13 protein-coding genes are annotated in these 13,210 nt (G+C 67.7%); 12 read left to right on the forward strand and 1 reads right to left on the reverse strand.

The genetic code is table 11. The features are described 5' to 3' along the window. Positions 1–19 precede the first annotated feature (19 nt). Positions 20–1,480 carry an FAD-dependent oxidoreductase gene (locus AWC18_RS11440; RefSeq protein ID WP_082961284.1) on the forward strand — a complete coding sequence of 487 codons (1,461 nt, stop codon included), beginning with the start codon at positions 20–22 and terminating at the stop codon, positions 1,478–1,480. 6 nt (positions 1,481–1,486) lie between these two features. Here AWC18_RS11440 and AWC18_RS11445 read toward each other — a convergent pair whose 3' ends face one another. Further along, the gene (locus tag AWC18_RS11445; RefSeq protein ID WP_064999700.1) at positions 1,487–1,810 is read right to left on the reverse strand and encodes a hypothetical protein; all 324 of its coding nucleotides are present in this window, start codon (positions 1,808–1,810) and stop codon (positions 1,487–1,489) included. Between the two features lie 23 nt (positions 1,811–1,833). Between AWC18_RS11445 and hisN the strand changes: the two genes are divergently transcribed. From hisN to AWC18_RS21090, 11 genes are all read left to right on the forward strand, one after another. Beyond that, complete coding sequence (gene hisN, locus AWC18_RS11450; protein ID WP_064999699.1) at positions 1,834–2,646, forward strand: histidinol-phosphatase; 813 nt, start codon at positions 1,834–1,836, stop codon at positions 2,644–2,646. A gap of 110 nt (positions 2,647–2,756) precedes the next feature. After that, positions 2,757–4,160 carry an acyl-CoA dehydrogenase family protein gene (locus tag AWC18_RS11455; RefSeq protein WP_064999698.1) on the forward strand — a complete coding sequence of 468 codons (1,404 nt, stop codon included), beginning with the start codon at positions 2,757–2,759 and terminating at the stop codon, positions 4,158–4,160. Positions 4,161–4,209: 49 nt separating this feature from the next. After that, positions 4,210–5,418, forward strand: coding sequence for an acyl-CoA dehydrogenase family protein (locus AWC18_RS11460; RefSeq protein ID WP_064999697.1), 1,209 nt, complete (start codon positions 4,210–4,212; stop codon positions 5,416–5,418). Positions 5,419–5,553: 135 nt separating this feature from the next. Beyond that, positions 5,554–6,648, forward strand: coding sequence for a homogentisate 1,2-dioxygenase (locus AWC18_RS11465; protein ID WP_064999696.1), 1,095 nt, complete (start codon positions 5,554–5,556; stop codon positions 6,646–6,648). After that, positions 6,645–7,829 carry an alpha/beta hydrolase family protein gene (locus AWC18_RS11470; RefSeq protein ID WP_064999695.1) on the forward strand — a complete coding sequence of 395 codons (1,185 nt, stop codon included), beginning with the start codon at positions 6,645–6,647 and terminating at the stop codon, positions 7,827–7,829. The genes AWC18_RS11465 and AWC18_RS11470 overlap by 4 nt, the downstream gene beginning before the upstream one ends. Next, the gene (locus AWC18_RS11475) at positions 7,826–9,052 is read left to right on the forward strand and encodes a CaiB/BaiF CoA transferase family protein (protein WP_085138794.1); all 1,227 of its coding nucleotides are present in this window, start codon (positions 7,826–7,828) and stop codon (positions 9,050–9,052) included. The genes AWC18_RS11470 and AWC18_RS11475 overlap by 4 nt, the downstream gene beginning before the upstream one ends. Next, positions 9,049–9,954, forward strand: a complete 906-nt coding sequence (locus AWC18_RS11480; protein WP_085138795.1) for a hydroxymethylglutaryl-CoA lyase — start codon at positions 9,049–9,051, stop codon at positions 9,952–9,954. The genes AWC18_RS11475 and AWC18_RS11480 overlap by 4 nt, the downstream gene beginning before the upstream one ends. An 8-nt stretch (positions 9,955–9,962) precedes the next feature. Beyond that, entirely contained in the window at positions 9,963–10,577 is a 615-nt protein-coding gene (locus tag AWC18_RS11485) for a TetR/AcrR family transcriptional regulator (protein ID WP_085138796.1), read from the forward strand. Positions 10,578–10,601: 24 nt separating this feature from the next. Continuing rightward, the gene (locus tag AWC18_RS11490) at positions 10,602–11,843 is read left to right on the forward strand and encodes an acyl-CoA dehydrogenase family protein (protein ID WP_085138797.1); all 1,242 of its coding nucleotides are present in this window, start codon (positions 10,602–10,604) and stop codon (positions 11,841–11,843) included. Continuing rightward, positions 11,840–12,820, forward strand: a complete 981-nt coding sequence (locus AWC18_RS11495) for a phosphotransferase family protein (protein WP_109560051.1) — start codon at positions 11,840–11,842, stop codon at positions 12,818–12,820. Before AWC18_RS11490 ends, AWC18_RS11495 begins: the two co-directional genes overlap by 4 nt. Next, positions 12,817–13,167, forward strand: coding sequence for a DUF6285 domain-containing protein (locus AWC18_RS21090; RefSeq protein ID WP_109560052.1), 351 nt, complete (start codon positions 12,817–12,819; stop codon positions 13,165–13,167). Before AWC18_RS11495 ends, AWC18_RS21090 begins: the two co-directional genes overlap by 4 nt. Positions 13,168–13,210 lie beyond the last annotated feature (43 nt).

The following is a 13,210-nucleotide window of genomic DNA, read 5'->3' on the forward strand; positions in this document are numbered from 1 at the left end:
TCCGAAAGAAGGTTCGAGGATGCGGCCCTACCACGTCGCGATCGTGGGCTCCGGTCCCTCCGGCTACTTCGCTGCGGCATCGCTGCTCAAGCTGGCTGCCGGCGGGGAGGTCGACGTGCGCGTCGACATGCTCGAGATGCTGCCGACGCCGTGGGGTCTGGTGCGCTCAGGGGTGGCTCCGGATCACCCGAAGATCAAGTCGATCAGTGCGCAGTTCGAGAAGACCGCCGCCGATCCGCGATTCCGGTTCTACGGCAACGTCACCGTGGGCGAGCATGTGATGCCCGAGGAACTGGCCGAGCGCTACGACGCGGTGATCTACGCGATCGGCGCGCAGTCCAATCGACAACTGGGCATTCCCGGGGAGGACCTGCCCGGCAGCGTCGCCGCGGTCGACTTCGTCGGCTGGTACAACGCCCATCCGCACTTCGCCGATCACGCACCCGACCTGAGCTGCAAACGCGCCATTGTGGTCGGCAACGGCAATGTGGCCCTGGATGTGGCCCGCATTCTGGTCAGTCAGCCCGACGAACTGCGCCGCACCGATATCGCCGACCACGCGCTGGAACTGCTCGGTTCGCGCGGCGTCGAAGAGGTGGTGATCGTCGGTCGGCGCGGCCCACTGCAGGCCACCTTCACCAGCCCCGAACTACGTGAACTGGGCGACCTCAAGGGACTCGACGACGTCGACGTGGTGATCGACGCCGCCGAGTTCGCCGGGATCACCGACGAGGACATCGAGGCGGCCGCCAAGCATCCCAGGCAGAACGTCAAAGTGCTGCGCAACTATGTCGGACGGGAGACCCGCCCGGGCCACCGCCGGATCGTGTTCCGGTTCTGCACCTCGCCGATCGAGATTCGCGGCAACGGCCGGGTCGAGGAGATTGTGCTGGGGCGCAACGAGCTGACCACCGACGAGAACGGGCGGGTCACCGCCCACGACACCGGCGAGCGCGAGGTTTTGCCGGCCCAGCTGGTGGTCCGCTCGGTCGGATATCGCGGCGTACCGATGCCGGGATTGCCGTTCGACGAACGCAGCTGCACCATTCCGCACAGCGACGGGCGCATCGAGAGCACCAGCAATCAGTACGTGGTCGGCTGGATCAAACGTGGACCCTCGGGAGTGATCGGTTCCAACAAGAGCGACTCGCAGGCCACCGTCGACACACTCGCCGCCGATCTGGCGGCCCGGGCAGCGCAGGGCGGGCTCGCCGACCTCGACGCTGACTACGACGCGCAACTGCACCGGTGGCTGCTGTCGCGCCAACCGGAATTGGTCACCGCCGAGCACTGGCAGCTGATCGACGCCCACGAGCGCTCCACCGGTGAGCCGCATGGCCGGCCCCGCGTGAAGCTGGCCGACGTCGCCGAGATGCTGCGGATCGGGCACGGCTCGGACTCCGGCGACGCCTGCCCGGACTGCGACGGTGCGGGCCAGACCTCCTACCCGGTGCCGTTGCCGGAGTCGCAGTCGCAGTGACGGGGATCAGTCCCCTGGTGCGCTGATCAGATTCCACCTGTCCGGGTTGCGCGGCGAATACCGAACCGGCAGGAGGTCTCCCACGCTCGGCCATTTGCTGACGTCGATCGCGTAGCGCTGGTAGACCTCGTGCTCGTCGACCGTGGGCCCATGCAGGACGCCGGTGATGGTGACGTACTGCTCGCCGGTTGCCTCCGGCCGGGGACTGACCCCGGTGACCAGCAGCGTGCCGTCCTGGGCATCCCCACCCGGCCCCGATCGGATGAACCGGGGCGCCAGGAACACCGCCAGAATCGCCAGTAGCAACAGCAGCGCCCCGAACTCCCACATGCGGCCATGGTAGGACTTTCGCCATGGCGCAGATCAACGACAATCTCGACTCACAGCTTCACCAGGACCTGACCCTGGCACTGGCACTGGCCGACCGAGCGGACGAAATCACGCTGGCGCGGTTCGGTGCGCTCGACCTGCGGGTCGACACCAAACCCGACCTGACGCCGGTGACCGACGCCGACCAGGCGGTCGAAACCGCACTGCGCGACGTGCTGGTCGCTGAGCGCGCCGATGACGAGATCCTCGGCGAGGAATTCGGGGGCACCGCCACTTTCACTGGGCGCCAATGGATCATCGACCCGATCGACGGCACCAAGAACTTCGTGCGCGGGGTACCGGTGTGGGCCACCCTGATCGCATTGCTGGAGGACGGCGTGCCGATCCTCGGCGTGGTCAGCGCTCCGGCGTTGCACCGGCGCTGGTGGGCGACGCGCGGACAGGGCGCCTTCGGTTCCGTCGCCGGCGCTGAAGCCCGTCCGCTGTCGGTGTCCTCGGTGGCCGATGTGGGCTCTTCCAGCCTGACGTTCGCCGGACTGAACTACTGGGCGGCGCGCGGCCTGCGCGACCAATTCCTGGCCCTGACCGAGGCGGTGTGGCGGGCCCGCTCCTACGGCGACTTCTGGGCGTACTGCCTGGTGGCCGAGGGTGCTGTGGACGCCGCCATCGAGCCGGCGGTGTCGGTATGGGACCTGGCCGCCGTCGACATCCTGGTGCGCGAGGCGGGCGGGGTGTTCACCGACCTGTCCGGTAATCCCGGCCCGCACGGCAACTGCGCCGTGGCCGCCAACCCCGCCCTGCACCAGCAGGTGCTGGCGGCTTTGACCCCCGAGTAGAGCGGCGTCCGGCGGGGGCGCCTGCCGACTTCGTCACATCTTACTTTCGAGTCATCTTACTTCGGAGTAAGGTGGCCTCATCGATAACTTCCATCGAGTGAGGCTCTGACATGACTGATATCGCCCCCGCCACCAACGGCTCAAAGGTCGCGCTGAACAGCCGCGCCAGCGGCGTCGGGTCGGTTCGGCACAAGCGCAGCCCGATCGCGGCTGCACTGGCACTGGTCACCCCGATTGTCAGCCAGGAGTTTCTGGACCGCTACGGCCTGCGCCAGCCGCTCAACAAAGGTCTGCACTACGGCGTCAAGACGGTGTTCTCCGTCGCCGGAGCCTCCACCCGTCAGTTCAAGAAGGTCCAGGGCCTGACCAAGCCTCCGGCGCGGCTCAGCGCCCCCGCCCGCGCCAAGGGCGGCGACTACTTCGATCTGACCCCCGATGACGACCAGCAGATGATCATCGACACGGTCGAGGAGTTCGCGGCCGAGCTGTTGCGCCCGGCCGCCCACGATGCCGACGAGACCCTTGACTACCCGCGCGAGCTGCTCGGCAAGGCCACCGAGCTGGGCATCACGGCGATCAACATCCCGGAGGACTTCGACGGGATCGCCGCACACCGTTCCGCGGTCACCAACGTGCTGGTCGCTGAGGCGCTCAGCTACGGGGACATGGGCCTGGCGCTGCCGATCCTGGCCCCCGGCGGGGTGGCTTCGGCCCTGACCCACTGGGGCAGTGCCGACCAGCAGGCCACCTACCTTCCCGAGTTCGCCGGCGAGAAGGTCCCGCAGGCCTGCGTCGCGATCGCCGAGCCGCAGCCGCTGTTCGACCCGACCAACCTCAAGACGACCGCGGTGCGCACACCCAGTGGCTACCGGCTCGACGGCGTCAAGTCGTTGGTGGTGGCCGCCGCCGACGCCGAGCTGTTCATCGTGGGCGCACAGCTGAACGGCAAGCCCGCGCTGTTCATCGTCGAGTCCTCCACACCCGGCCTGACCGTGAAGGCCGACCCGAGCATGGGCCTGCGCGCTGCCGCCCTGGGCCAGCTCGAGCTCAACGGGGTGTCGGTGCCGCTGAGCGCGCGCCTCGGCGAGGACGCCGCCACCGATGCCGACTACTCGCAGGCCATCGCGCTGTCCCGGCTGGGCTGGGCCGCGCTGGCGGTCGGCACCAGCCACGCGGTGCTCGACCACGTTATGCCCTACATCAAGGAGCGTGAGGCGTTCGGTGAACCGATCGCCCACCGTCAGTCGGTGGCGTTCATGTGCGCCAACATCGCCATCGAGCTCGACGGCCTGCGCCTGCTGACCTGGCGCGGCGCGTCACGGGCCGAGCAGGGCCTGCCCTTCATCCGGGAGGCTGCGCTGGCCAAGCGAATCGCCACCGACAAGGGCATGCAGATCGGCCTGGACGGCGTGCAGTTGCTCGGCGGCCACGGCTACACCAAGGAACACCCGGTCGAGCGCTGGTATCGCGATCTGCGGGCACTCGGCGTCGCCGAGGGCGTAGTGGTCATCTAGGCCGGCCAAGACATCAATCACACTCCGCTGCGAACACGAAAGTCTGATCATGGCAATCAATCTGGAACTGCCCCGCAAGCTGAAGGAAGTCGTTGAGATGACCCACGCCGGGGCCGCGGAAATGCTGCGCCCCATCTCGCGCAAGTACGACGCGCGCGAGCACGCCTACCCGGTCGAATTGGACACCCTGGAAACCCTGTTCGAGGGAGTCTCCCGGACGGGCGACAACGCGATGGCCGGCGCCGAGGCATTCCGCGACACCGGCGAGCAGACCGGCAACCGCAACGGCGCCAACATGGCGGCAATGCTGCAGGTGCTCGAGATGAGCTGGGGCGACGTCGCTTTGATGTTGTCGGTGCCCTACCAGGGGCTCGGCAACGCGGCGATCTCCGGAGTGGCCACCGACGAACAGCTCGAACGGCTGGGCAAGGTCTGGGCGGCGATGGCCATCACCGAGCCCAGCTTCGGCTCGGACTCGGCGGCGGTGAGCACGACGGCGACCCTCGACGGGGACGAGTACGTGATCAACGGCGAGAAGATCTTCGTCACCGCCGGTTCGCGATGCACCCACATCGTGGTGTGGGCGACGCTGGACAAGTCCCTGGGGCGAGCGGCGATCAAGTCGTTCGTCGTGCCACGCGAGCACCCCGGCGTCATTGTCGAGCGCCTGGAGCACAAGCTCGGGATCAAGGCGTCCGACACCGCGGTGATCCGGTTCGACAATGCCCGCATTCCCAAGGACAACCTGCTGGGCAGCCCGGAGATCAACACCGAGAAGAGTTTCTCGGGGGTGATGGAGACCTTCGACAACACCCGGCCGATCGTGGCCGCCATGGCAGTCGGGGTGGCACGCGCCGCACTCGAGGAGCTGCGCAAGATGCTCACCGACGCCGGTATCGAGATCTCCTATGACAAGCCGGCACACGCCCAGAGCGCGCCGGCCGCGGAATTCCTGCGGATGGAGGCCGACTGGGAGTCGGCGAACCTGCTGACGCTGCGCTCGGCATGGCAGGCCGACAACAACATCCCCAACTCCAAAGAGGCGTCCATGGGCAAGGCCAAAGCCGGCCGGGTCGCCAGCGACATCACCCTCAAGGCCGTCGAATTGGCGGGCACTCTGGGTTACTCCGAGCAGCTGCTGCTGGAGAAGTGGAGCCGTGACTCGAAGATCCTCGACATTTTCGAGGGCACCCAGCAGATCCAGCTGCTGGTGGTGGCCCGCCGGTTGCTGGGCCTGTCCTCGGCCGAACTGAAGTAGCGCACTTTTCCCCGGTTGGATACCGCGGGTTTCGGCGGCCGTTGAGCCCGGGCACTCTTGCCCGGGACCAAAACAAAAAGTAACGTTACTTTTAGTTCTGGCCCGTTGTCTGCATGAGCCCCCCGGGAGTCGCCCATGGAATCCTTCGTCCACCTGCGCAAAGGCACAACTCCGCGTCGTATACACGCCGACCTCGACGGCCTCAAGGACGACGAGCTGGGCCGCGGCGGCTTCACCGGCCGCACCGCCAACATGTACCGGCGCAACGACCCCACCGCCTACCGCGCCGAGGGCCCGTTGCGGCCCGTCGACGTGCTGGCGCCGCAGCTGCAGCCCACCGACGCCACCGACGCCGCCGGGGACCCGCTGCTGCTGTTCAGCAATGCCGACTGCCGCATCCGGCTGTCGCGGCGCACCGCGGAGATGCCATTTCACGTGCGTTATGTCGACGGTGACCTGCTCTGCTTCGTCCATACCGGATCGGGCCGGCTGGAGACCGAATTCGGCCCGCTGGACTACCGCGAGGGCGACTGGCTGTACCTGCCCAAGGCAACCACCTGGCGACAGCTGCCCGCGGCCGAGACCACGCTGCTGATGATCGAGGCCACCGACGAGTTCCGGGTTCCGCCACCCGGGCCACTGGGCCGGCACTTCCCGTTCGACCCCTCCCTGGTGGTCATCCCCGAGCCGGCGCCCATCGATGACGACGGCCGCGAAAGCTACGAGGTCAGGCTGATCCACGACGGAGGGCCCACGACGCTGTACTGCCAGCACCACCCGATCGACGTCGAAGGCTGGCGCGGCGACAACTTCCCGTTCTCGTTCAACATCGCCGACTACAACGTGGTGACCTCCGACAGCGTGCACCTGCCACCGACGGTGCATCTGTTCATGGAGGCGACCGGGATCTACGTGATGAACTTCCTGCCCAAACCCGCCGAACAGGTCGCCGGCACCGAACGCACCCCCTGGTATCACCGCAACGTCGACTTCGACGAGATCGCGTTCTTCCACGGCGGTTCGCTCTACGGCGTCCCCATGCCACCGGGCTTGATCAGCCACGCCCCGCAGGGCGTGCATCACGGCGCACCGGAGAAGGCCCGGGAGCGGGCCCGCCGCAAATTCGACGACTTCGACCGGATCGACTGGCAGGTCATCGCGATCGACACCCGCCGTCGCCTGGTCCCCTCCCCCGAAGTGCTCGCCGCCGACTTAGGACAACACGCATGACCGCCAAGCACGACTACGAACGAATCCCCTATCTGATCGCCTATCAGAACAACTCGGGCGTTCGCGACGTCTACGGCGGGGTCGCCGAACTGGTGGTGCTGGAGAGCTACCTGCTGCGGCCGAAGGACGCCCCGAGCGACACCGTGCTGGTGTTCATGCACCCGATCGGTGGCGGGGCCTACCTGCCGATGGTCAACGCCCTGGCCCGCGCCGGCAACCATGTCATCTACTGCAACAGCCGATTCCGCGGCACCGACTCCGCACTGCTGATGGAGAAGGTCGTCGAAGACCTCGGCGAATGCATCAAAGACGCCAAGAACCGGCTCGGCTATCGCAAGGTGGTGCTGGCCGGCTGGAGCGGCGGTGGATCGCTGTCGATGTTCTACCAGCAGCAGGCGCAGCGCCCAACGGTGACGTCGAGCCCGTCGGGTGACGGGCCCGATCTGACCAAGCTGAACCTGATCCCAGCCGACGGAGTGATGCTGCTGGCCGCCCACATCAGCCGCCACGGCACCCTGACCGAGTGGCTGGACGCCTCGATCCTCGACGAGTCCGACCCCACCAAGCGTGATCCCGAGCTGGACCTCTACAACCCGGACAACCCCAACCAGCCGCCGTACACCGCGGAGTTCCTGGAGCGTTACCGGGCCGCCCAGATCGCCCGCAACCGCCGGATCACTGCCTGGGTCAAGGCGAAGCTCGCCGAGTTCAAGGAAGCCGGCAAGCCCGATCAAGAGTTCGGATTCGTGGTGCACGGCACCATGGCCGACCCGCGCTGGCTGGACCCCACGGTCGACCCCAACGAACGCGCCCCCGGCAGCTGCTATCTGGGCGACCCCGAGGTGGTCAACATGAGCCCGGTCGGGTTGGCGCGGTTCTGCACCCTGCGCAGCTGGCTGTCCCAATGGAGCTACGACGACGCGCACGGCGACGGGGTCGACTGCGGACGCGACATCACGGTGCCCGCACTGGTGATCGGCAACATGGCCGACGACGCCTGCACGCCCAGCCACACCCGCCGGCTCTTCGAGGCGATCGGCACCGAGGACAAGGAGATGCACGAAATCCCCGGCGCCAACCACTATTACGCCGGGCCGGATCAGCGCGACGCGCTGCGACAGGCCGTGCAGATCGTCAGCGATTGGCTGGGCCGACATGATTTCGTAGGCTCGTCGGCATGACTTCCGCTCACGAGCACGGAGCTTCGGCCGGCGCACTCGACGGTATCCGGGTACTGGAGCTGGGCACCCTGATCTCAGGGCCGTTCGCCGGGCGACTGCTCGGCGACATGGGCGCCGAGGTCATCAAGATCGAGCTGCCCGGCAAACCCGACCCGCTGCGCACCTGGGGACAGGCCGAGGTCGACGGGCACCACTTCTTCTGGACCGTGCACGCCCGCAATAAGAAGGCCGTCACCCTCGATCTGCGTACCGACCGAGGCCGCGAGCTGTTCCTCGAGCTCATCGACAACTCCGACATCGTCGTGGAGAACTTCCGCCCCGGCACGCTGGAGCGCTGGGGCCTGGGCTATGACACCCTGCGCCAGCGCAACAAGGGCATCATCTTGGTTCGGGTCTCCGGCTACGGGCAGACCGGACCGGACGCCCACAAGGCCGGTTACGCCTCGGTCGCCGAGGCCGCCAGCGGGCTGCGGCACATGAACGGTTTTCCCGGCGGCCCGCCGCCACGGCTGGCCCTGTCGCTTGGCGACAGCCTCGCGGGCATGTTCGCCGCTCAAGGTGCACTGGCCGCCCTCTACCGGCGCACGGTCACCGGCCAAGGCCAGGTGGTCGATGTCGCATTGACGGAATCCTGTTTGGCCATCCAGGAATCCACCATCCCCGACTACGACGTCGGCGGCGTGGTCCGCGGGCCGTCGGGCACCCGGCTGGAGGGCATCGCCCCGTCGAACATCTATCGGTCGGCCGACGGCAGCTGGGTGGTGATCGCCGCCAACCAGGACAGCGTGTTCGCCCGGCTCTGCCAGGTCATCGGACAGCCGGAGCTGGCAACCGATCCGCGGTTCGCCGACCACGGTGCGCGCGGCCGCAATCAGGACGAGCTGGACTCGATCATCGGCGAATGGGCGGCGCAGCGCGCCCCCGATGCCATCATCGCGGCGCTGAGCGATGCCGGAGTGATCGCCGGGCCCATCAACACCGTCGCCGAAGTGGTCAAAGACCCGCAACTGTGGGCCCGCGGCATGCTTGCCGAACACTGGGACGAGGGCGCCGAGCGCACCGTGCTGGGCCCCGGCGTCATCCCTGTGCTCTCGGAGAGCCCGGGCACCATCCGCAACGCCGGGTCGGCCCGGCCCGGCCAGCACAACGACGAGGTCTACGTCGGCCTACTGGGCAAGACCAGCGACGAGCTGGACACGCTGCGCAGCCAGGGGGTGCTGTGAACGCACTACCCACCCAGGTTGCGATCCGCGAGGTCGCGCTGCGCGATGGTCTGCAGATCGAAGATCCGATCCCGTTGAGCGCCAAGCTCGAACTGCTGGCCGCCATTGCTGCCACCGGAGTGCGCGAGGTAGAGGTCACCTCTTTCGTCTCACCGACCAAAGTCCCGGCCCTCGCCGACGCCGCTGAGCTTGCCGCCGAGCTGTGGCGCTACCCCGACCTGGAGTTCTCCGCGCTGGTCGCCAGTCCCGGCGGTGCCGCCCGAGCGGTGGCCGCCGGCCTGAAATCCATCGAGTACGTGGTGTGCGCCTCGGACACCTTCAGCACCGCCAACGTCGGCCGTCCCACGGCGCAGGCCGTCGCAGCCATCGCCGACATCGCCGGCATCGCTCACGACGCCGGCGCCTCAGTCGAGGTGATCATCGCCACCGCATGGGACTGCCCGTTCGACGGCCCGACCGAATCCGGACGTGTCACCGACATCGCCGCCTCGGCAACCGGTTTCGGGGTCGATCGCCTGGCCATCGCCGACACGATCGGCACGGCCACTCCCCGGCGAGTCACCGAGCTGATCGCCGCGGTGCAGCCGATCATCGGTGACATCCCGCTGGGAGCGCACTTCCACAACACGCGCGGATCGGGGTTGGCCTGCGCCTACGCGGCGGTTCAGGCCGGCATCACCCGGCTCGACGCTTCGGCCGGCGGCCTGGGCGGCTGTCCATTCGCCCCGGGCGCCACCGGCAATATCGCCACCGAAGATCTGGTCTACCTACTCGGTGACTGCGGTATCGACACCGGCATCGATCTGAATGCCGCCATCGCCGCGGCCGGGGTGGCCAGCAGGGTGGTCGGCCATGGGCTGCCCAGCGCCCTGTTGGCCGCCGGAGACCGGAAGCGGGCCTGAGCGCCTCGATGTCCACCCAGCGAGAGCTCAGTTCGAAGGGACGCCTGACTCGCGGCGCGATTGAGCAAGCCGCCCGAGAACTGTTCGCCGAGCGCGGGTTTCACGGCACGACGTTGGCCGACATCACCTCATCCGCCGGAAAGTCCACCGCGGTCCTGTACCGATACTTCCGCGACAAGGAAGATCTGCTGGCGGCGTTGGCCGAGTCGTTTCTCACCCACGAGGTGGAGCCGTCCGGCCTCAAGATGCGACTGCCGGAGTCGCCGGAGGACACCGAATTCTTCTCCTCGGTGGTCAGTGCCTACTGGGCCATGTTCAAACCGAACATCGGCGTCATGATCGCGGTCGCCCAGCTGGCGGCCACCAATGAGCGATTCGCCGCACTGCAGAACGAATTCCGCCGCTTCGGCATGGAGATCGTCGCCGCCTCGGTACGACGCGCCCAGCAGCAGGGCTATGGACGCGAACTCGACCCCGACCACATCGCGGCGGCCATCGCGCTGCTGTTCGAGAACTTCACCGTCGTGTTCGTCGGCCCGTCGGGGCCGGGATGGCAGATCAGTGACAGTGATGCCATCGAGACGTTGTCCACGATCTGGAGAAAGACCCTGTACGGCCGTTGACCACCGAGAGCTGAAGGAATCGCCATGGATTTCACACTGCCCGAACACCTTCCCGGGGTGCTCGCCGAGATGGACGACTTCATCGAGCGCGAGATCGCACCGCTGCAGGCCGAGCACATGCAGTATTTCGACCACCGGCGTGAGTTTGCCCGGACCGACGTGGAACGCGGCGGCGTCCCCCGACGCGAGTGGGAAGAACTGCTCGATGAGATGCGCCGGCGCGCCGATGCCGCCGGGTGGCTGCGGTATGGGCTGCCGGCCTCCCTCGGCGGCCGGGACGGCACCAACGTCGACATGGCCGTGATCCGGGAGCACCTGGCGCACAAGGGTCTCGGACTGCACAACGATCTGCAGGACGAGTCGTCGATCGTCGGGAACTTCCCGCAGGTGATCATGATGGAGCGGTTCGGCACCGACGAGCAGCGCGCTGAGTTCTCCGAGGCCATGATCACCGGCGAACGGTCGATGGCCTTCGGCCTGACCGAACCCGACCATGGTTCGGATGCGACGTGGCTGGAGACCCGCGCGGAACTCGACGGTGACACCTGGGTGATCAACGGCGCCAAGCGGTTCAACACCGGAGTACATCGGGCCACCCACGACCTGGTGTTCGCCCGCACGTCCGGTGACGCGGGCTCGGCGCGCGGCATCACCGCGTTCCTGGTGCCCATCGACACACCGGGATTCACCATCCCGTTCTACTGGTGGACCTTCAACATGCCCACCGACCACGGCGAGGTCGAACTCCGCAACGTGCGGGTGCCCGCCGACGCGGTACTCGGCGAGGTCGACGGCGGGTTGGACGTGGCTCAGACCTTCCTGCACGAAAACCGGATCCGCCAGGCCGCCTCCAGCCTGGGCGCCGCCCAGTACTGCATCGACCGCGCCGCCGAATACGCTCGGCAACGGATCGTCTTCGGCAAGCCGCTGTCGGTGAACCAGGCGGTGCAGTGGCCGTTGGCCGAATTGCAGACCGAGGCCCAGATGGTGCGACTGCTGGTGAACTATGCGGCCTGGCACCTGGACCGCGACCACCACCTGGAGGTCTCCGACAAGGTGTCGATGGCCAACTACCGCGCCAACCGGCTGGTGTGCGAGGCCGCCGACCGCGCCATCCAGATCCACGGCGGCATCGGCTACACCCGCCACGAGCAGTTCGAACACATCTACCGGCACCACCGCCGTTACCGGATCACCGAAGGCGCCGAGGAGATCCAGATCCGCCGAGTCGCGCAGCGACTGTTCGGGTTCGACCGCCGGCGATGACCGCCGATCAGCTCGCGGACCGGCTGGCCGATGTCCTGGCACCGGCGTTGGGACCCGTCGCGGTCGAGGACCTGCGGGCCCTGACCGGCGGCGCCAGCCGGGTCACCTGGGCTTTCGATGCGGTCACCGACGCCCACCAGCGCCGACCGCTGATTCTGCGCACCGGGCCCCTTGAGGAGCTCTACGCCAGCATGGAGCTCGAAGCGAACGCTCAGCGCGTCGCAGGTCAGGCCGGCGCTCCGGTACCGAATGTGCTGGTCGCCGATAATTCCCCTGCAGCACTGGGGAATCCGTACCTCATCTGCGATCGAATCGATGGCGAGACAGTGGTTCGTCGCATCGAGCGCCAGCTCGACGAGACCGGCCGCGAACAGCTGCTGCGCCAATGTGCGCAGGCGCTGGCCGCCATCCATCGGGCCGACCCGAGCGGCGTTGCGCTGAGCGCCGAAGACCAACTGTCCGCGTGCCGCGCCCAGCTCGACACCATGCCCGACACCACCGCTGTCTTCGAGTGGGCGTTCCGGCGCCTGGCCGCCGACCGTCCACCGCCGGTACCTCAACAGCTGGTACATGGCGATTTCCGAATGGGCAACCTCATGGTCTCCGGCGACGGCGACCTGGCCGCCGTACTGGACTGGGAGCTGGTGCACCTCGGTGACGGGTGTGAGGATCTGGCCTGGTTCTGTCTACGAGCCTGGCGGTTCGGCGCGCCCGTGGAGCGCGCCGCCGGTGGACTGGGCAGTGTCGACGCCCTGTTGGCCGCCTACGAGCAGGCCAGCGGCAACGGCGCCGTCGATCCGGATCGGTTCGACTGGTGGCTGCTGCTGGGCACGCTGCGGTGGGGCATCATCTGCCGCTACCAGGCGCAGCGCCACCTGAGCGGCCAGACCCGCTCGGTGGAACTGGCGACCATCGGCCGACGGGTCTCCGAAACGGAGTGGGATGTGCTGCGCCTGCTCGACGGGGTCCGGCCATGAGCGCCGGGGGGCGCCGCCCCACCGCGGCCGAACTGGTCGCCGCGGTCACCGAGTTTCTGGAAACATCGCTGGTGAAACGCGACGCAGACGCCGCCAACGACAACCAGGTGAAGTTTCACGCCCGGGTGGCGGCCAATGCGCTGCGCATCGTCGAACGGGAACTGAACGACACCACCGGCGGCGTCGTCACCGACGCCCTGGCCGGACTGGGATTCGCTGATGAAGCGGAGCTGGCCGCCGCCATTCGGGCCGGTGATCTCGACGATCGGTCCGAGGCGCTCACCGCATGCCTGTACACCCTGGTGGAGCACCGGCTGGCGATCGACCACCCGGGATACGCCCAGTAGCCCCTAGAGTTCCTGCGCGACAATCACTTCGACGGCGCTGGGC

The organism is Mycolicibacter nonchromogenicus (assembly GCF_002101775.1).
In the GTDB taxonomy this organism is placed as follows: domain Bacteria; phylum Actinomycetota; class Actinomycetes; order Mycobacteriales; family Mycobacteriaceae; genus Mycobacterium; species Mycobacterium nonchromogenicum.